Here is a 19,901-nt window from a genome sequence, read left to right as displayed (position 1 = left end):
CCGACCGTTGGGATGGCGTCGTTAAAACGGGTCCGGCTCGGTCCCGCGGTCGGAAAGCGTATGTCGCTCTGGATCCAATCCCGAGCGATGGCTGATCCGTCACCGTCGTCGACCGACGGGACCGACGAGGCACCGGCCACGCCCCCGGACGAGGGGACCGGCGCCGACGACACCGACGACGTCGAGGCCCTCCGCCGCGAGGTCGACGAGAAGTACGACTTCGATAACTTCGGCCCGAGCGACATGGCGGAGATGAGCGCCGAGGAGTGGGAGGCGGCGTTCGATCCCGAGACGTGGGTCGTCGGCACGGAACTGCTCGATCGGGTTGAGGCCGATCTCAAGAGCCGGATCGCCACCCGCGAGGTGTTCGCCGTGCTCGAACGCTTCGAGGACGAGGGCGAGGAAAAACTGGTGGCCTACTCCGACGAGGGGTACGCCATCGTCGGTCCGGACGGGAGCGTCGAGGGGCGCGGGACGGTCGTCCGTGACGTGAAACCGACCGTGGCGCTGTGTTCGATGGACTCCTACGACGTGCCCGACGCGCCGGAGGACGTTTCCCTCCCCGCACCGAGCGAAGTCCCCGAGGGGACGGGACAGCTCGGGAACAACCTCCTGCAGGTGATGGCGTTCGCACAGTTGCTGGCGGGACTGGGACTGATCGGCGTCTGGCTGTTCACGGACATGGTACCGACGCCGGGTGGCTACGTCAACCTCGTCCCGCCAGTGGTGGGGTTGCTGTTCGTCGGCCTCGGAGTTTTCCTCTTCGCGATCGTCGCGAACGCCCGGCTCTCGGACCGGTTCCGGGCCGAGGAGTTCCGCGACCGCCTGCGGGCGGTGGGCGTCGAGGACGGCGACCGGCCGGACTTCCTCCCGCCGCTGGAGGAGGGGTCACGGACCGGGGCGGCGGCGCCGGAGGCGGACGACTCGGGCGCCGACTCCGGCTGATTCGGCCGGTGGGGAGTCGGTGGGTTTAAGCGGATTCCATCCTGAGATTCGACCGTATGAAGAGGCGGGACTTCCTGAGAGTGGCCGGTGGGTCCGCCGCCGTCGGAACGGCCGCCGCCACGGCGACGCCAGCAACGGCACAGGCGTCGTTCGGCGGGTGGATGAGCGACGTGGGTAACTATAGTGAGGTCGCCGACAAGACCGGACAGGACGAGGTGACGATCACGGTCGGCGCCCAGGGCAACGGCGGGAACTTCGCCTTCGGCCCCCCGGCCGTCCAGATCGATCCGGGGACGACCGTCGTCTGGGAGTGGAACGGCGAGGGCGGGCAACACAACGTCGTCGCCGAGGAGGGCGGTGAGTTCGAGAGCGACCTCACCGCCGAAGCCGGCTTCACGTTCGAACAGACCCTCGACTCCGAGGGGACGATCAAGTACTTCTGCCAGCCCCACCGCGCGCTCGGCATGAAGGGTGTCGTCGTCGTCGGGTCCCTGCCGGACTCCGGCGGCGGTGGCGGTGGCGGCGGTGGTGGCGGCGAAGTCGACCTCCACACGCTCGGCGTGCCGATTCAGGCACACTGGGTGGGCGGCGCGACGATACTCGGGATCATCGTCTCGCTCGTGTTTACCTTCTACGTCCTGAAGTACGGCGAGTCACCGAACACCGGCACCGGGAGGGGAGAGTAGATGTCATCCAGTGGCAGCACCTACGGCGATATTCACCGATACGAACCGGCACGCGAGAGCACGGCAGCGGCCATCGCCATCGTCCTCCTGACGGTCATCGAGGTGGCGTTCGTGTTCATGTTCGCCTACGGCCTCGTGAGCGGGTGGGGCCTGACCGAGACGGGTAACATGTTCCTGGGGGCGATCCTGGCCGTCATCTTCGTCGATCTGGCGTTCGTCCTCGCGCTGTACCGCAAGGAGTTCCTCCCCGACGTCGTCATCGTCAAGAAACGGCGTCGCAAGTGGGAGGACCTGTACATCCGTGAAGAGGACGTCGACGGAGAGACGATCGGCGACGGAGCGTGGGACACCGTCAAACGCGCAGTGTACCCGTACTACAAGCGATAAGCATGAGTCTGGAAAAGAAAGACGAGATGGATCACAAGGGGTGGATGAAACGGAAGGATCTGACGCCCGTAGAGGCCACCTTCCTGACGGCGCTCATCTGGATGGACAAGCGGCTCCGAATCGTCGACTACCTGGAGCTGCTGGAGGACCTGTACTACAAGGTCAACCTCCAGATGCCGAAAAGCCACACGGAACAGTACGATCTGGACAACAAGTTCTGGTACTGGTACCCGCTGTACGCGCTGGGGTCGTTCTCGACGTTGGCGTACGTCGTTGCGGCGGTCAGCGGCGCCCTGCTCGGGTTCTACTACGCCCCGGCACAGACCGGTGACCCCAGTACCGCGTACAACTCGATCACGTTCATCATGACCGACCTCCAGTTCGGGTTCATGCTGCGCTCCATCCACCGGTGGTCCGCACAGGTGATGGTCGCGGCCGTGTTCCTCCACATGCTCCGTGTCTACTTCACGGGCGCGTACAAGGAGCCACGCGAACTCAACTGGCTGCTGGGCATCGTCTTGATCAGCCTGACGATGGTGTTCGGGTACACGGGCTACCTGCTCCCCTGGGACCAGCTGGCCTTCTGGGCCGGACAGATCGGCGTCGAGATGTCGCTCTCGATCCCGTTGGCCGGTGAGTGGATCGCCCAACTCCTGTTCGGCGGCTTCACCCTCAGTCAGGCGACACTCCAGCGGATGTACATCCTCCACGTGTTCTTCCTCCCCTTCGTCGTGACGGCACTGATCGCCATCCACATCGGCATCGTCTGGGTGCAGGGCATCGCGGAACCCCACTAACCATGAGCGAGAACGACACCAACACGGACGAAAGCGAGGCGGCTCGCACCGACGGCGGCGGTCCGGGCATCGTCGCCCCGGACGACGAGACGCCGACCTGGCGCGAGCGCAAGGAACGAACCACGGGCCTCTCGCGGCTCACCTACGAGTACTTCGAGCGCGCCCGCCGCGAGGACCAGGACCTGCGCACCGAATCCGACTACGTCGAACGCGACGTACTCGCCTTCCCGACGTGGCCCCACGAGACGGTGCGGAACCTCTCCATCGTGGCATTTTTCACCGGGATGATATTCTTCCTCTCGGCGACGATGCCACCACACATCGGTTCGCCCGCGAATCCGAGTTCGACGCCGGCGATCATCCTGCCGGACTGGTATCTCTACTGGTCTTTCGGCCTGCTGAAGCTCGGTCCGCTGAACCCCGATCTCGCCATCTTGGGCGGACAGAAGATCACCGCGGACCGCACGTACGGCGTACTGGCGAACGTCGTCGTCGTGGGCGTCATCGCCATCGTCCCCTTCCTGAACAAGGGGTCGGCCCGGCGTCCGGTCGAGCAGCCGTTCTGGTCGGCCGTCGGCGTCGGCGGCGTCGTCTTCGCGCTGACGATCAGCCTGCTCGCGGTCAAGAACCTGATGCCGATGGACGTCCACCTGCTGTTCGACCTGACGTTCCTCCTTCCGGTCGTCGCGGCGACGGTCACCTACGCCGTCCTGAAGACGATGCGTGAAGGGTATATGTACGACCTCAACCGTCGGTACTACCGGCTTCGACCGCCGAAGTAACCCGACGGTCGATGACCGCTCCTTCGGACGACGACGGGACCCACGGCTCCGCCGAGCGCCCGCACAACGAAAACGGCACCGAGACCGTCAGCGGCACGGACGCGGACGGCCGCCGAGACGTCGTCGTCCCCATGCGTCTCTACAAGACCGTCACCGTCTTCTCGACGCTGATCGCCATCGTCGGTGTCGTCGTGGGATTCGTGTTGCTTGACGCCGCGACTATCAGGCTCAGCCTCCTGCGGCGGCTCGTGATCGGCGTGCTCGGCGTCGTCGGGATCGACCCACCGTCCACGCTGTTGAGCGCAGTCCTCGCGGTCGCCGGTCTCGCCGCGATCGCGTTCGGTGGCGGCGTGTACGTCCTCGGGACGCGCTTTCGTGCCCGCGGAATGGGAAACCCTCAAGAGGACGCCGACGAATCCTCCGATAATGGCTGACGAATTCATCAAAGGCCTCGGCATCTTCACCGGGGCCGGCCTCGGCTGGCTCGTACTCGCGGGGTGGTACCGCACGCCGAGCTTCGAGAGCACCCGACAACTCGTGAGTCCGGTGTCGCCGAATCCGGCGAGCACGGACCTGTTCAACCTGCTGGCGATCGGGCTGATGGACGTACTCTTCTGGTTCGCACTCCTCGGCCCGCTGGCGTTCTGGGTCCTCCTCCCGGCCGCCAGACGGGCACGGGACGCCGTCGAGGATCGACGGAACGCCTGACGACCGGACGTTCGTGGTGCCCGCGGCAGACGGACTGTGGACGGCGACGCGGGTGGCGTCGGTCCCGACGGAGAAAGAAGAACTAACGCCTAGACGATGACGTTCCAGATGGGCTGGATGAAGACGAACAGGCTCTGGTAGCCCGCGTACAGCAATGCGAGCAGCGACGCCGCGACGGCGCCTTTGGGGCGTTCGAACGTCATGTCGTTCCGGGCCTCGACCTGCCGGGATTCGAACTCGAAGAAGTCGGTCAGGAACAGACCGACGGCGATGACCGACATGACCATCCCCCCGTGAGGTTCGATGAGCAGGAACACGAACGAGAACACCACGAGCGCGACCGTCGACAGCGAGTGCGGGAGATACCGACTCAGTTCATCGGCGCCGTCCTCGACCTGTTCGGCGTGGACGGAGTGTGCTCGAATCCGCGTGAGCATGTTCACCACCACCAGCGCCAGCACCACGTGCGCGATGTACGGTTCGAGCGCGTCGAGGGCGCCGACCGGGACGACGAACTGTAGCGGTTGCATGCTTCGAACTGAAACGCTGACTCATTAGAAGTTTTCCGTTCCTATCCGATGCCGGGAGTCACCACGTCCAGCGACCCGACGCGGTCGACCCGGAGGTTGGCTCCGGCGTCGACGGTGTCGCGGCGGACACCGTCGACCAAGAGCGCCACCGCGCCCTCGCGTTTCACGGAGAGTTCCAGTCCAGCGTTCGGATCGACGACGCGTCGGGCGGGCGCGGTCGAGAAGGGAGCGATCGGTACGACGGCGACGCCGGTTCCGGCTTCGAGGACGGCACCGCCCGCCGCGGCGGCGTAGCCGTCGCTCCCGAACGGCGTCGCGACGGCCACGCCGTCGGCCCGAACCGAACTCAGATCGGTACCGCCGGCCGCGATGGCGTACTCCGAGATGCTCGCGGGGGCGGCAGTCACGAGCGCCACGTCGCGGACCGCACGGGCGAGGAGGGTTCCCTCGCGGCGAACGCCGACGACGGGGTGGGTCTCTCGGGTGCCGTCGCCCGTGGCGATGGTGGCGAGCGCCCCGTCCAGTTCGTCCCGCGCGACGTGGTGCCGACCGCCGTCGGCGGTCACGTGGAGGACGGGAGCGTCGGGCGGGTCGGCGACGACCGATCTGATGGCGTTGTCACCGACAGCGACGACGACGTCCACCGGCCGCTCCCCGTCCTCGGCGACGAGCGAGGCGCCCGAGACGCCGACGGCCGCGGCGATAGCGTCGTCACCGCCCCGGACGGCGACGTTCACCGTCGCCCCCCGTCGGATGATCCCCAACCCGTCCCCACGCGACGTCGCGTCCGCTCCATGCGGAACACGTCGATCCACGGGGGTAAAAGCCCCCACGCTTCGGGGACACCTGCCGGAGGACGGGTGGCCGGTCGTCGGCACGGCCGGAGCCGCGACCGCGACGCCGGCGCGACACTTTAAGGAGTGGCCCCGCACACATCTCGTGCATGGACATTCGCGAGGCACGGGCCGAGGACATCGAGGGCATCAGAACGGTCGCTCACCACTCCCTCGCCGCGTCGTACGGACACGCACTGGAAGACGACATCATCGCACAGGCCGTCGAACGGTGGTACGACGAGGAGACGCTCGTCGACGAGCTCGACGATACGGGGACGGAGTTCCTCGTCGCGGTCGACGACGGCCGACTCGTCGGGTTTGCCCAGAGTTACGTCGTCGAGCGGCGCGAGACCGTCGGGGAGATCGACTGGCTCCACGTCGAACCCGACAATCGGGGGATCGGCCTCGGCGACCGGCTACTGGAGGCCATCGAACAGCGCCTCCTCGATCACGGCGTCACCCGCATCGAGGGGCGCGTGTTGGCGGCCAACGAGGCGGGCACCGACTTCTACGAGAACGTGGACTTCGAGGCCATCGGCGAGCGAACCGTCGAGATCGGCGGCGAACCCTTCGTCGAGAAGCTCTACTCCAAGTTCCCGAAAAGCGGCGGCCGACAGGTGCTCACCGAGGCCGCGACGCTCCCCGACGACCGACAGGTGTACATCGCCCTCGACGAGAGCGTTCGCGGCTCGGACGGGCCGTTCTACTCGGTGTACCTCGATCGGGACCGCTCGGAACGGTACGGCTACCTCTGTGGCAACTGCGATAGCTTCGCCGTCTCCATGGACACCATGGGCCGCGTGGTCTGTAACGACTGCGAGAACCGCCGCAAGCCGACCCGGTGGGACGCCAGCTACCTCTAGCGGCGATTACCCAGTTATATCACAAGGTTTTATTCCGTCGCTCCCCCCAGCGTTGCACATGACGCGATCCGATCCGACAGGAGGGACGTCACCGTGGTGAGCGCGAAAGCGCTGCTCGGCCTGTTGACGGTCGTGCTACTGGCCTTCGCGACCTTTGGCGCGTGGTACGCCCGTGGCCGCATCGGGACGATCGAGGATTACATCACCGCCCGGAACTCCACCGGCGGTGGGACGCTGACGGCGACCCTCGTGGCGTCGAGCATGGGCGCGTGGATCCTGTTCAGCCCCGCGGAGGCCGGTGCCGCCTTCGGCGGGATCACCGCCGTCGCCGGCTACGCCGCCGGCTCGGCGCTCGCCCTCGCCGCCTTCGCCGTCGTCGGCCCTCGCATCCGGGAACTCCTTCCGCGGGGCCACAGCCTCACCGAGTACGCATACGCCCGGTACGGGTCGACCATGTACGCGTACGTACTCGTCGTGAGCGTGGCCTACATGTTCGTCTTCCTCGCCGCGGAGTTCACCGGCATCGCGAGCGCGCTCTCCCTGATCGCGGGCGTTCCCGGATGGCAGACGGCGACGGTCGTCGGCGTCACCGTTCTCGCGTACACCGGGTACGGCGGCCTCCGTGCGAGCATCGTCACCGACACCGTCCAGACGGTTCTCATCCTCCCGCTCCTGATGGTGAGCGTCGTCGTGACGATCGTGGCGCTCGGCGGGACCGACGCCGCCCACGCCGCCATCGTCGACTCCTCGCCGGAACTCCTGACGGTCGGCTCGGCGACCGGACTGGAGTTCGGCGCCTACGTCGTCGTCGCCGTCGTCGGCGCCGAGATGCTGAACCAGGCGTGGTGGCAACGGGTCTACGCCGCGGACGGGGACCAGACGCTCCGGCGCTCCTTTCTCGTCGCCGCCGTCGCCGTCGTGCCAATGGTCTTTCTCGCCGGCGTCTTCGGCCCCGTCGCCGTCGGCCTCGGCCTCGTGGAGACGCCCGCCGACGCCAGCATCTCCTTTTTCCTCGTGGTGACCGAGGTCCTCCCCGACGCCGCCGTCGTCGCCGTCGCCGTCCTCGCCGTCCTGCTGGTGGTCTCCAGCGCCGACACGCTGTTCAACGCCATCGCCAGCGTCGTCACCGCCGACCTGCCGCGACTCCTCGACGTGTCCGGGGATCGACTCACTGCGACGGCCCGCGGCGTGACCATCGTCGTCGCCGCGGCCGCGACGGTCGTCGGCGCGCAGGGATACTCGGTACTCACGCTCTTTCTCCTCGCGGATCTGCTCGCCGCCGCGACCTTCGTCCCACTCCTCCACGGCCTGTTCTCGTCGCGAGCGACCTCCGCGGGCGCCCTCACGGCGAGCGCCCTCGGCCTCCTCGTCGGCCTCGCCTTCTTCCCACCCGCCCGCGGCGTCCTCCCACTCTCGGCGCTCCCCGCGGCCTCTTACTTCCTCTCGTTTCTCGGCGCGGCCGGTGTCTCGACCGTCCTGACGGCCGGGGCGGCCCGCGTCGGCGACGAACGGTTCGACCTCGACGGCCTCGACCGGGAGATCCGTCGGCTCGACGACGAACCCGCGACCGACGGCTCGGGTGGTGAGCGATCGTGACCCTCTCGTCGCTCGGCTTCGCGGCCCTCGTCTGGGGATCGCTCGCGCTGGTCGCCGCCGTCTTCCTGTACGAACTGGTGGCCGTCTGGCGGGAGCACCGAAAGAACCGCGCGTGACCGGTCGCGGCGGTGCCGCCGTCAGTCGCCGCCGATCTTGCCCTGGATGTCCTCGACGATCTCCGGGTTGCGGAGCGTCGAGGTGTCGCCGAGTTCGGTCTCGTTGGCGATGTCCTCCAGCAGACGGCGCATGATCTTGCCCGACCGGGTCTTGGGCAGGTCCGGCGAGAAGATCACGCGCTCAGGGCGGGCGATGGGGCCGATGGCGTCCTCGACACCCTCGATGATGCGCTGGCGGAGTTCGTCGTTCTCCTCGTAGCCCTCCTCGGTGATGACGTAGGCGTAGACCGCCTCGCCTTTCACCTCGTGTTGACCGCCGACGACCGCCGCCTCGGCGACGCCCTCGACGCCGACGATCGCGGACTCGATCTCCATCGTCCCGAGGCGATGGCCCGAGACGTTGAGCACGTCGTCGACGCGACCGAGGACGGTGATGTAGCCGTCCTCGTCGATCTTGGCGCCGTCCTCCGGGAAGTAGACCCAGTCTTCCGGATCCGAACTGTCCGTATCGGAGTACTCGGCCCAGTACTCCGCGATGTAGCGCTCGTCGTTCCGGTAGAGGGTCCGGAGCATGCCCGGCCAGGGCTTCTGGACCGTGAGATAGCCCGCGCGGCCCGCCTCCACTTCCTCGCCGTTCGTGTCGACGATCCGCGCGTCGACGCCCGGGAGTGGCGGCCCCGCGCTGCCGGGCTTCATCGTCTTGACGCCGGGCAGGGTCGTGACCATCATGCCGCCCGTCTCGGTCTGCCACCAGGTGTCTACGATCGGACACGCCTCGTTCCCGATGTGTTTGTAGTACCACTTCCACGCCCGGGGGTTGATCGGTTCGCCGACCGTCCCCAGCAGGCGGAGACTGGAGAGGTCGTGGCGGTCGGGGTACTCCGTGCCCCACTTCATGAACGCCCGGATGGCGGTCGGCGCGGTGTACAGTTGGGTGGCCTCGTACTCTTCGATGATCTCCCAGAGGCGGTCCCGATCGGGGTGGTCGGGCGTCCCCTCGTACATCATCGTCGTGGTGCCGAGCGCGAGCGGCCCGTAGACGATGTAGGAGTGGCCGGTGATCCACCCGATGTCCGCCGAACAGAAGTAGGTGTCATCGGGCTTGACGTCGAGGACCGCCTGACTGGTCCACGCCGTCCACGCGAGGTAGCCGCCGGTGGTGTGTTTGACGCCTTTCGGCTGGCCCGTCGTCCCGGAGGTGTACATCAAAAACAGCATGTCCTCGGCGTCGCGCTGGACCGGGTCGACCGTCGCACCCTCGTGGTCGGCGACGAGGTCGGCGTAGGAGTGCTGATCGTCGGCCAGGGAGTGGCCGAAGCCGTCGCCGTCGCGGAGGCGCTCGGCCACGATCACGTCCTCGACGTCGCCCTCGACGCCGGCCAGACCTTCGTTGGCCTTCGCGAGGTGATCGAGCGGGTCGCCGCGGCGATAGTAACCGTCACAGGTGACCAGATACTCGGAGTCGGCGGCGTTCATCCGGGTCGCCAGCGCATCCGCCGAGAAGCCCGCAAACACCACGCTGTGGGGGGCGCCGATGCGGGCACACGCCAGCATCGCGATGGGCAGTTCGGGGATCATCGGCATGTACATCGTCACGACGTCGCCCTCGCCGACGCCGAGGTCGCGAAGCGCCGCGGCGAACTCGTTGACCTCGCGGTGGAGCTCCTCGTAGGTGAACGTCCGGTCGTCCTCGTCGACGGGTTCGCCCACCCACTCGATGGCCGGTTCGTCGCCCCGCTCGTCGAGGTGGCGGTCGAGACAGTTCGCCGACGCGTTTAGCTTGCCGTCGGTGAACCACTCGTAGAACGGCGGGTTGGAGTCGTCGAGTACCTGCTCGTATGGCTCCTCCCAGTCGAGGAGGGCAGCGGCCCCTTCCCAACACTCCGGCCAGTTCTCCTCGAACTCCTCGTAGATGCCGGCGTCCGACACGTTCGCCTGTTCGACAAACGCAGCCGAGGGATCGAACGATGCCTGCTCCTCGAGGCGTGCCTCCAGTTCTATGTCGTCGTCGGACATGTGTCACGATGGACTTTCCAATCATTCGTGATAAACTTACGCCATCCCGTTCCGCGACCGTCGATTCCCCTCGTAGCCGCCGACCACGCTCGACCGCCGAGTCGGTGGGCGTGGCACTCTCTCGGCCGCCGTATCCGGGTTCGTTGGACCCCGATCCATTCAGAAGGCTTTTGAGCAGTCCGGCGATACTCACCACACAGCATGCCTGCGGACTTCAACTGGGCAATCGGTGGCGAAGCAGGGGACGGTATCGACTCCACCGGGAAAATCTTCGCCCAGGCGCTCTCGAGGGCCGGTCGGCACGTGTTCACCTCCAAGGACTTCGCGTCGCGTATTCGTGGTGGGTACACGGCGTACAAAGTCCGCACGTCGGTAGACCAGGTTCAGAGCGTCGTCGACCGCCTGGACGTACTCATCGCGCTCACCCAGCGGACCATCGACGAGAACCTCGACGAACTCCATGAGGGAAGCGTCATCATCTACGACGGGGAGCGAACGACGATGCAGGACGTCGAGATTCCCGACGGAATGATCGGCCTCGACGTGCCCCTGAAGAGCCTCGCCGAGGACGCCGGTGGGGCCATCATGCGCAACGTGGTCGCCCTCGGTGCCGCCTGTGCGGTGAGCAAGTTCCCGATCGAGAACCTCGACAGTGCCCTCGAGAAGCGGTTCGGCGACAAGGGATCCGCCATCGTCGAGAACAACATGACTGCAGCCCGGAAGGGCCGCGAGTACGTCCTCGAGGAGTACGACGAGGAGTTCGGCTTCGATCTGGAGTGTACCGACGAGAACTACGTCCTCCTGAACGGTGACGAGGCCATCGGTATGGGTGCCATCGCCGCAGGCTGTCGGTTCTACGCCGGCTACCCTATCACCCCTGCGACCGACGTGATGGAGTATCTGACCGGCCGGATCGAGCAGTACGGCGGCCACGTCGTCCAGGCCGAAGACGAACTCTCGGCGATCAATATGGCACTCGGCGCGGCGCGTTCGGGCGCGCGCTCGATGACGGCCACCTCCGGCCCCGGGATCGATCTCATGACCGAGACGTTCGGCCTGGTCGCCACCAGCGAGACGCCGCTGGTCATCTGTAACGTGATGCGCTCGGGACCGTCGACGGGGATGCCCACCAAACAAGAGCAGGGCGACCTGAACGCGATGCTCTACGGCGGGCACGGCGAAGTGCCGCGGTTCGTCGTCGCGCCGACGACCATCGCCGAGTGTTTCCACAAGACGATCGAGGCGTTCAACCTCGCCGAGAAGTATCAGATCCCCGTCTACCTGACCGCCGACCTCTCGCTTGCGGTCACCGAGCAGACCTACCCCCCCGAAGAGTTCGATATGGACGATGTCGAAATCGACCGCGGGAAGGTCGTCGACGAGGAGACCGTCGGCGAGTGGCAGGACGAGCAGGGTCGCTTCCAGCCACACGCCCTCACCGACGACGGCATCAGTCCCCGGACGTTCCCGGGAACCGAAGGTGGGGTCCACATGTCGACGGGCCTCGAACACGACGAACTCGGGCGTCGGACCGAGGACACGGAGATGCGCGTCCAGCAGGTCGACAAGCGAAGCCGGAAAGTCGAGACGGCACGCGAACGCGAACCGTTCGAACCGCGCGAGTTCGGCGACGCCGACGCCGAGACGCTCGTCGTCTCGTGGGGGTCGAACGAGGGAGCACTGATCGAAGCCAAGGCCTTCCTCGACGAGGAAGGGATCGACGCTCGCTTCCTCTCGGTGCCGTACATCTTCCCCCGTCCCGACCTGACCGAGGCCGTCGAGCGCGCGGAGGAAGTGATCGTCGTCGAGTGTAACGCGACGGGACAGTTCGCGGACCTGATCGAGCACGACACGCTGACGCGGGTGACCCGCGTCAACAAGTACGACGGCGTCCGTTTCAAAGCGGACGAACTCGCCGAGCGGATCGCAGCGGTTCTCGCGACCGACGAAGACACGGAGGAAGCCACCGCATGAGCTCAGACGTTCGATTCACCGACTTCAAATCCGACGCACAGCCGACCTGGTGTCCCGGATGCGGCGACTTCGGGACGATGAACGGAATGATGAAAGCCCTGGCCGAGACGGGCAACAGCCCCGACGAGACGTTCGTCGTCGCCGGCATCGGCTGTTCCGGCAAGATTGGGACGTACATGCGCTCCTACGCCATCCACGGCGTCCACGGGCGCGCACTCCCGGTCGGCACCGGCGTCAAACTCGCCAACCCCGACGTCGAAGTGATGGTCGCGGGCGGCGACGGCGACGGCTACTCCATCGGCGCTGGCCACTTCATCCACGCCGTCCGCCGCAACGTCGACATGACCTACGTCGTCATGGACAACCGTATCTACGGGCTGACCAAGGGCCAGGCCTCGCCGACCAGTCGCGAGGACTTCGAAACCTCGACGACACCCGAGGGGCCACAGCAGCCACCCGTGAATCCGCTCGCGCTCGCGCTCGCCGCAAGCGGCACGTTCATCGCACAGTCGTTCTCGACGGACGCCCAACGTCACGCCGAAATCGTCAAGCAGGCCGTCGAACACGACGGCTTCGGCTTCGTCAACGTGTTCTCCCCCTGCGTGACGTTCAACGACGTGGACACCTACGACTACTTCCGGGACCACATCGTCGACCTGGACGAGACGGACCACGACCCGACGAGCTACGAGGACGCCCGCTCGCGCATCCTCGACCCCGGCAAGGAGTACCAGGGCGTCCTCTATCGGGACGAGGACTCCGTGCCCTACGAACGGAGCCACGGTGTCGACGCGGACATGTCGGACATCCCCGACGGCGCGCCCGAGGACGCGATGGATCTGGTTCGCGAGTTCTACTGAGACCGCCGGCCCCGCCCAAGAGTTAACACGGCCGACCGACCCCCATCTCACCGTGTCACCGTCCCTGCAGGATAGTATCGTTGGACTCGATTTCGGAACCACGACGACACGCTGTGCCGTCTACGACGGCGACCGCCCCCGACCGATCATGAACGCCGAGGGTCGCGAGACGACCCCGACGGTCGTCTCGGTCGCCGACGACGGGACGCTACTGGCCGGAAAACGCGCCGCCAGTCGGGCGGTAACCCACCCCGAACGGACGGCGACAGACCTCGTCGATCGCCTCCGGACGGGCGACCCGTTCGTCGTCGACGACGTCTCCTACCCGCCGGAGACGCTCGCGGCGGCGGTCGTCGCGAGGGGCGTCCCCGCAGCGACGGACGGCGACGAGTCGACACCGCGCGGCGTGGTCCTCACGGTCCCGAACCGCGCGACGAGGACGTACCGACGGCGGCTCCGGGACGCGGTTTCGCTCTCCGGCCTCCGGACCGAGCGGATCGTCCTCGCGACGTCGGCGGCCGCGATGGCCACGACACCGGGTCACGGGGACGAACGGAACGTACTCGTCTGTGACCTCGGCGGGGGAACGTTCGACGTGGGCCTTTTCGAGGTGGACCGCGGTGCGTACATCACCGAGACGACCGGCGGGGGCGACGTCGGGGGCGACGACTGGGACCGGGCGGTCGTGGACCACCTCGCGGAACGGTTCGACGCCGACCACGGCGTCGACCTCCGGGACGACGCAGGGTCCCGGCGACGGCTGATCGAGGCGGCGGCCGACGCCCGCACCCAGCTCTCCGCCCGCGAGCGGTCCGAGGTCAACCTGCCGTTCGTCACCGTCACCGACGACGGCCCGCTCGACTTGGAGGAGGCCCTGACACGGGAGCAACTCAACGGAATGACCGTCGACCTCCGCGACCGTCTCGTCGAGCGGATCGAGGCCGTCCTCGACGCGGCCGGCGTCGTACCCGCCGACGTCGACGACGTCGTCCTCGCCGGGGGTACGACGCGAATGCCCGCGGTTCGGGAGGCGATAGAAGCGGCCGTCGATCGGGTTCCCTCGACCGGCGTCGATCCGGCCGTCGCCGGCGCGTTCGGAGCGGCGATCCAGGGTGGTATCCTCACCGGAACGATCGACGACGTCGTCCTGATCGATCAGTGTCCACGTCCGATCGGCGTCGTGGTCGACGACGAGGACTTCGAACCGATCGTCGAGCGGGACACGTCGATCCCCACCGACGGATCGAAAACGTTCACGACGACGGTCGACGGACAACGCGAGGCCCGGATTCGGATACGGGAGGGCGGGATCCACGGGGACGACGGCGTCGATCTCGGTGATTTCGTGGCGGGGGGGATTCCGGACGCGCCGGCCGGAGAGCCCCGGATCGACGTTCGCGTCGACGTCGACGAGAACGAGTTCGTCAACATCGGCGCCGAGAGCGCGGACGGGAAGACGCTGGGCGACCTCTTGGTCGGGGATGAGCCGCGGCTCACCGACTCGGCGGTCGCCTGGAGTCGGTGGGTCCTGTTCGGGCAGGCACCGGGCGACTCGGATCTCCCCGACGTCCCGCCGGAAGATCCGGCGGGGATCGCCGCCTACAGGCCGGCGTACACCCACGAACCGCTCCCGACGAATCAAGTCCACACCGGCGACGTGCCCGGGATAACTCGGCCACCGCTCCTGCCGGCCGCCCTCGGGGTCGAGACGGCGACGGGTGGGTTCGAAACGCTCGTCGAGGCGGGGACGCCGCTCCCCTGCCGGGAGTCGAAGACGTTCACTACGGGCGAGGACAACCAGACGTCCGTCCGGGTTCGGGCCCTGTGCGGCGATGACGACCCGGAGCCGATCGGCGAGTTCACCGTGCCGGACGTTCCGCGGGCACCGGCGGGTATTCCCGAGGTCGGAATCGAGTTCGCGGTCGACGCGGACGGCGTCCTGACTGTCTCGTCGACGGCCGAGACGGACGGCACCGCCGAGACGGCCCAGTTCCGGACGTTCGCGGCGGCGGACGAGACGGACGGCGATGCCGATACCGACGACACGGGGACGGACGATGATGCCGAAAGACGAGACTGCGAGGAGACGAAGTTCCGCCGCGCCGACCGATCGCCGACGGCCGACGAGATCGAACGCCTTCTCGATGTCCGCGACGACCTGACGCGGGCGCTCGACGCCGACGCCGACGACCCCGGACCGATTCAGGAGGGGTTGCGCGCGACGCGTCGGAAGCTCGACCGTCTGACTGCCGGGGAAGTGACCGGGATGATCGACGAGGCTGTGGTCGCGGTCGCCGACGACATCGACCGGGCGGTCGACGGCGATCCGCGGACCGTCGACCGGCTCCACGGGTGGGTTCGCTCCACACGACGACGGATCGACGGCGCGCTCGAACGGAGCGAGGTCACGCTCGTCGACCCCGCCCCGGGGACGCGGCTTGACCCCGACCGGCACAGTGCGGGCACGACGGTGGAGTCGACGCGTCCGCGCGGGACGATCCTGGAGGTCCGTCGGGTCGGCTACACGCGGGACGGGCGGGTCGAACGGCCGGCGACGGTCGTCGTGAGCGACGGGTCGGCGGCGGCGGAGCGCGGGCCACCCGAGGAGGTCCCTCGGGCACCCGACCGGGGCCTCGATTACGGGGCGCTCGTGCGGGGCGACCGGATCGGCCGAGGTGGCCGCGCCGACGTCTACGAAGCGACGGTCGAGGGGGACGGCCTGACGGTCGCGCTCAAGGAACCGCGGTTCTCGGGGACTCTCCACGCGGAGATCGGCGAACGGTTCGTCGACGAGGCACGGACGTGGGCGGGCCTCGACGATCACGACCACGTCGTCGGCGTCGTCGACTGGGGCGAGCGCCCGGTTCCGTGGATCGCGATGGAGTTCATGGACTGCGGGGACCTGAGCGATCGGGCGGGGGAACTGCCGACGACACAGGCGCTCTGGACCGCCGTCGCGACGACGCGGGGCGTCCACCACGCCCACCGGCACGGCGTCGCCCATCTCGATCTGAAACCCGCGAACGTCCTCTTCCGGTCGGTCGAGGGCGGATGGGACGTGCCGAAGGTGGCCGACTGGGGGCTCTCCCGGCGACTGCTCGAACGACCGCGGACGACGGCGGAGTACACCCCGACGTACGCCGCACCCGAGCAGTTCGACGACGACACGTCGGTCGACACCGTCACCGACGTGTACCAACTGGGCGCGGTCTGTTACGAACTGTTCACCGGACGACCGCCGTTCCGCGGTGACGCCGGACGGATCGCCGAACGGCGCCGGACCGAAACGCCACCGCCGCCGAGCGACTTCGCGGACGTCCCCGAAGCCCTTGACGACGTCCTCCTGACCGCGCTGGCGACCGAGCGGGGGAATCGCTACGAGTCGACGCTCTACCTCCGTGACGCGCTTCGGGACGTGTTGGAAAAAGTATACGACGGCGACGTCCGATCGACCGGCACCGAAAGCGGGGATCGTCGGTGAAATCGCCCGGACGTATCGCTCCCGTCTCGGTTCAGCAAGACTGATTACGCTCTCCCGGTAGGGAAGGGTATGTCCGACCGTTTCGACGTGATCGTCGCCGGCGCCGGGCCCGCGGGAGCCCAGTGTGCCCGCGACCTCGCTCAGCGGGATTACGACGTGCTCGTCCTCGAGGCGGAGGCCGAGGACGGGTTCCCCCGCCAGAGCAACAAGTCGACTGCCGGCACCTTCCCCTCGATGATGGCATCCTTCGGCGTACCTGACGAGGTGGTGATGAACTACACGGACGACGTGGTGTTGGAGTCGCCCAACGACCACTACGTCCAGCACCAGCCCGGTGCAGTCTTGGAGTTCGCCGAGTTCAAGCAGTGGCTGGTAAGCGAGGGGTGCGAGGAGGGTGCGACCTACCGCTTCGACGCCCGTGTGAACGGACCGATCATGGCCGACGGCGTGATCGAGGGCGTCCGGTACGCGGGCGACGAGGAGGCATACGCCGACATCGTCGTCGACGCGACGGGACCGGCCGCGCCGCTGGCCAAGGAACTCGGCGTGAGCGACCTACGCCGAGAACAGCAAGCCATCGGGATCGAGTGGGAGCTAGCCGGCGTCGACGTCGACCACCCGGAGTACGCCGACCTCACCGACGCGATGATGCTCCGCCTCGACCACGAGTACGCCCCCGGAGGGTACTCCTGGGTCTTCCACACCGGCGGCGACACCGCGAAAGTCGGCCTCTGTTACATTCAAAACGAGAGTCACGAGCGGTACGGCCGCGACGGGGCAAGCATCGACGATTACCTCCACCACTGGCTCGACACCGACCCGCGTTTCGCCGACACCGAACGTATCTCCGAGAAACAGCAACACCGCGGCTCGGCCCACATTCAGATGCCCGGACAGCTCTGTACGGACGGCTTCATGGCCATCGGCGACGCGGTGCCGACCATCGATCCGCTCTGGGGCGAGGGTATCCACAAGGGGATGAAGTCGGGACGCATGGCCGCCATCACCGCCGATCGGTGTTTCACCGAGGCGGACCCCGATACGTCCGCCGAGGCGATGTCGGTGTACAGCAAGCTCTGGCACAGCGAGGTCGCACCCCGAATGCGCGAGCGCCTGTTGATGACCGAACTCCTCTATCTCGCGCCCAACGACCGGTACGACACGTTGATGGCGGACCTCCGGAGCGCCGACAGCGACATGCTGGCGAAGGCCAACGCGGGCAACGTCCGCGCGATGCTGAAGCTTCTCCACCTCCGTGACGTGCCCCTGCTCGGGAAGTTCGCGAGGGAGCGCCTGGCCGGATAGTACCGGCACGAATCGGTGCTTCCACAACTGGTTTCGGTGTCTCCACCCTCGATCCGGTCATGTCTCACTCCTCCAGCGACGTGCAACGCTCGAACGACATGCCGGTCCTCGGGCTCGGAACCTGGCAGAACGCGGCGCCCGACGCCTGTGCGGACGCGGTGGCGACGGCTCTGGACATGGGCTATCGCCACGTCGACACCGCACAGGCCTACGACAACGAGGAACACGTCGGCGAGGGCATCGCGCGTTCGTCGGTCCCCCGCGAGGACGTGTTCCTAGCGACGAAGGTGTGGATCGACAACCTCGCCCCCGACGACGTCCGCGCCTCGACCGAGGAGAGTCTGGAGCGCCTCGGCGTCGACGCGGTCGACCTACTCTACGTCCACTGGCCGGCCGGAGCGTACGACCCCGCCGAGACGCTCGGCGCCTTCGACGCCCTGTACGACGACGGCCTGATCGACCGCGTCGGCATCAGCAACTTCGAACCGGATCTGGTGACCGAGGCCGTCGAGACGACCGACGCGCCGATCTTCGCCAACCAGATCGAGTGTCACCCCCTCCACCCCCAGGCGGAACTCCGTGCCCACTGTGCCGACCACGGGATCGAGGTGGTGGCGTACTCGCCGCTCGCCCGCGGCGAGGTGTTCGAGGTGCCCGAGATCCAGTCGGTCGCCGAGAAACACGGCGTCAGCGAGGCACAGGTGTCGCTCGCGTGGCTCCGCGAGAAGGGCGTGACGGCCATCCCGAAGGCGACGGGCGAGGCACATATCCGCGACAACTGGTCGTCGCGGACGCTCGACCTCGACGACGTGGACGTGGCGACGATCGACGGCATCGACCGCGAGGAGCGGATGATCGACCCCGGCTTCGCGCCCTGGTAGCCCGACGACGGTCCGTCCCTCAGGACCGTTCGGCGTCCGTGTCGGCGTCCTCCGCCGGATGGTCGGCGACGCTCGCGGCTACCCGAACCCCGACCAGCGAGACGACGATGGCCGAGACGACAAAAAGCGCGAGTCGTTCGGTGGGTGGGACCGTGATCCCCGCGAGCCGCAGGTTCGCGAGGACGTTCTCCCGTTCGAGGAAGTATCCCGCGAACCCACGGACGACGAGGCCGAGGGCGACGACGCCGAAGGGTAGATTCAGGTACGGGCGGGGGATTCGATCCGAGTCGATGAGTTCGTCGAGGAGTCGGCCGGCGCTGGCCGTGAGCGCCGCCAGCGCCAGCCAGGGAATGGCGCTGTACGCGAACTGCATGACCGGAACGACGACGCCCTCCGCGCTCGTCTCGACGGCGAGCGCTCCGAGGAAGGCGCCGACGAGGGCGAGTCCACCCGCCACGGCGTAGGTGACGACCGACACCTGTCCGGAGTAGAGGGCGTCCTGAATCCGGTCCGGGAGCCTGGCGAGGTAGGTGTCGATGGCGAGTCCCTTATACAGGACGGCGGCCCCGAGCAGCGAGGCCAGACCGGCGAGCGCAACGGGGAGCGAGAACCGGATCAGCAACACCGGCAGGAGGAGCAGCCCTACCCCGAGTGGCACCAGCACGGTCGACCGGAGTTCCTCGTCGGCGAGGAACTGCTTGAGGAGGTAGTACGTCGACTCGATGTCGCGGGCCTGACGGACGACCACCCGGTCGACGGAGTCGACGGGAAGACGACTCTCGACGATGGGGATCAGCCGCTCGTCGTCCGCGCTGTCGGTGACGATGATCGCCGAGTCGGGGTCGTACCGGTCGAGGAGGTCGTCGATCTGGGCGGCGACCGACCGATCGGCGCCGACGGCGGAGTCGCCCGTCCCCGAGACGACGGCGACGATGGCGTCCTCGCCGTCCCCCTGAAGGTCCCGCGTGACCCGCAACGCCTCCAGCAGGCAGTTCACGGTCGAGTCCTCCGGATCCGCCAGGCCGACCTCCGTCACCAGCGACCGCACCGCGTCCCAGCCGTCGACGGGCATCGAGACGCCGACCGTCCGCCCGATGTCGTCGGCGCGGTCGACACACAGGACCAACGTTGTCACGGT

18 protein-coding genes are annotated in these 19,901 nt (G+C 67.5%); 14 read left to right on the top strand and 4 right to left on the bottom strand.

The window, feature by feature from the left end; translation table 11 throughout:
• The first annotated feature begins 87 nt into the window (after nt 1–87).
• The 7 genes from NBT82_RS02615 to NBT82_RS02585 are packed head-to-tail and all read left to right on the top strand — an operon-like array spanning nt 88 to nt 4,305.
• Nucleotides 88–945 (top strand): DUF7319 domain-containing protein, encoded by an 858-nt coding sequence (locus tag NBT82_RS02615; RefSeq protein WP_251330034.1) that lies wholly within the window; start codon nt 88–90, stop codon nt 943–945.
• A 56-nt stretch (nt 946–1,001) separates the two neighbouring features.
• Nucleotides 1,002–1,631 carry a halocyanin domain-containing protein gene (locus tag NBT82_RS02610; protein ID WP_251330033.1) on the top strand — a complete coding sequence of 210 codons (630 nt, stop codon included), beginning with the start codon at nt 1,002–1,004 and terminating at the stop codon, nt 1,629–1,631.
• Nucleotides 1,632–2,018, top strand: a complete 387-nt coding sequence (locus NBT82_RS02605; protein ID WP_251330032.1) for a DUF7318 family protein — start codon at nt 1,632–1,634, stop codon at nt 2,016–2,018. It abuts the gene before it with no gap.
• 2 nt (nt 2,019–2,020) lie between these two features.
• Nucleotides 2,021–2,815, top strand: coding sequence for a cytochrome b (locus NBT82_RS02600; RefSeq protein WP_251330031.1), 795 nt, complete (start codon nt 2,021–2,023; stop codon nt 2,813–2,815).
• 2 nt (nt 2,816–2,817) lie between these two features.
• Nucleotides 2,818–3,597 carry a cytochrome b family protein gene (locus NBT82_RS02595; RefSeq protein WP_251330030.1) on the top strand — a complete coding sequence of 260 codons (780 nt, stop codon included), beginning with the start codon at nt 2,818–2,820 and terminating at the stop codon, nt 3,595–3,597.
• A gap of 11 nt (nt 3,598–3,608) precedes the next feature.
• Complete coding sequence (locus tag NBT82_RS02590) at nt 3,609–4,031, top strand: DUF7315 family membrane protein (protein ID WP_425601761.1); 423 nt, start codon at nt 3,609–3,611, stop codon at nt 4,029–4,031.
• On the top strand, nt 4,024–4,305 hold the full coding sequence (locus tag NBT82_RS02585; RefSeq protein WP_251330029.1) for a DUF7314 family protein: 282 nt from the start codon (nt 4,024–4,026) through the stop codon (nt 4,303–4,305). The genes NBT82_RS02590 and NBT82_RS02585 overlap by 8 nt, the downstream gene beginning before the upstream one ends.
• Nucleotides 4,306–4,394: 89 nt before the next feature.
• Here the strand turns inward: NBT82_RS02585 and NBT82_RS02580 are convergent, their stop codons facing one another.
• Nucleotides 4,395–4,835 (bottom strand): DUF7313 family protein, encoded by a 441-nt coding sequence (locus tag NBT82_RS02580; RefSeq protein WP_251330028.1) that lies wholly within the window; start codon nt 4,833–4,835, stop codon nt 4,395–4,397.
• A 41-nt stretch (nt 4,836–4,876) separates the two neighbouring features.
• Nucleotides 4,877–5,650, bottom strand: coding sequence for an NAD(+)/NADH kinase (locus NBT82_RS02575; RefSeq protein WP_251330027.1), 774 nt, complete (start codon nt 5,648–5,650; stop codon nt 4,877–4,879).
• A gap of 128 nt (nt 5,651–5,778) precedes the next feature.
• Here NBT82_RS02575 and NBT82_RS02570 point away from each other — a divergent pair, with 128 nt between their 5' ends.
• Both NBT82_RS02570 and NBT82_RS02565 read left to right on the top strand, forming a co-directional pair.
• Nucleotides 5,779–6,534, top strand: coding sequence for a GNAT family N-acetyltransferase (locus NBT82_RS02570; RefSeq protein WP_251330026.1), 756 nt, complete (start codon nt 5,779–5,781; stop codon nt 6,532–6,534).
• Between the two features lie 93 nt (nt 6,535–6,627).
• Complete coding sequence (locus tag NBT82_RS02565) at nt 6,628–8,130, top strand: sodium:solute symporter family transporter (RefSeq protein WP_345780672.1); 1,503 nt, start codon at nt 6,628–6,630, stop codon at nt 8,128–8,130.
• Nucleotides 8,131–8,267: 137 nt separating this feature from the next.
• Here the strand turns inward: NBT82_RS02565 and acs are convergent, their stop codons facing one another.
• The gene (gene acs / locus NBT82_RS02560) at nt 8,268–10,262 is read right to left on the bottom strand and encodes an acetate--CoA ligase (protein WP_251330024.1); all 1,995 of its coding nucleotides are present in this window, start codon (nt 10,260–10,262) and stop codon (nt 8,268–8,270) included.
• 201 nt (nt 10,263–10,463) lie between these two features.
• Between acs and NBT82_RS02555 the strand changes: the two genes are divergently transcribed.
• The 5 genes from NBT82_RS02555 to NBT82_RS02535 all read left to right on the top strand — a co-directional run bounded on the left by NBT82_RS02555 (nt 10,464) and on the right by NBT82_RS02535 (nt 18,763).
• Nucleotides 10,464–12,236: a 2-oxoacid:acceptor oxidoreductase subunit alpha gene (locus NBT82_RS02555; protein WP_251330023.1), complete on the top strand. Its 1,773-nt coding sequence runs from the start codon at nt 10,464–10,466 to the stop codon at nt 12,234–12,236.
• A complete protein-coding gene (locus NBT82_RS02550) occupies nt 12,233–13,096 on the top strand; it encodes a 2-oxoacid:ferredoxin oxidoreductase subunit beta (protein WP_251330022.1) in 864 nt (287 codons plus the stop codon). The genes NBT82_RS02555 and NBT82_RS02550 overlap by 4 nt, the downstream gene beginning before the upstream one ends.
• 52 nt (nt 13,097–13,148) lie before the next feature.
• Complete coding sequence (gene grpE, locus NBT82_RS02545) at nt 13,149–16,577, top strand: nucleotide exchange factor GrpE (RefSeq protein ID WP_251330021.1); 3,429 nt, start codon at nt 13,149–13,151, stop codon at nt 16,575–16,577.
• Between the two features lie 69 nt (nt 16,578–16,646).
• On the top strand, nt 16,647–17,882 hold the full coding sequence (locus tag NBT82_RS02540; protein ID WP_251330020.1) for a digeranylgeranylglycerophospholipid reductase: 1,236 nt from the start codon (nt 16,647–16,649) through the stop codon (nt 17,880–17,882).
• Between the two features lie 59 nt (nt 17,883–17,941).
• Nucleotides 17,942–18,763: an aldo/keto reductase gene (locus tag NBT82_RS02535; protein ID WP_345780671.1), complete on the top strand. Its 822-nt coding sequence runs from the start codon at nt 17,942–17,944 to the stop codon at nt 18,761–18,763.
• Nucleotides 18,764–18,782: 19 nt separating this feature from the next.
• Here NBT82_RS02535 and NBT82_RS02530 read toward each other — a convergent pair whose 3' ends face one another.
• Entirely contained in the window at nt 18,783–19,898 is a 1,116-nt protein-coding gene (locus NBT82_RS02530; protein WP_251330019.1) for a DUF373 family protein, read from the bottom strand.
• Nucleotides 19,899–19,901 lie beyond the last annotated feature (3 nt).

Origin of the sequence: Haloplanus sp. HW8-1 (genome assembly GCF_023703795.1) — an archaeon.
Lineage (GTDB): Archaea > Halobacteriota > Halobacteria > Halobacteriales > Haloferacaceae > Haloplanus > Haloplanus pelagicus.
Note: the sequence above shows the minus strand (reverse complement) of the source record. Positions and strands in the feature narration are given on the sequence as shown.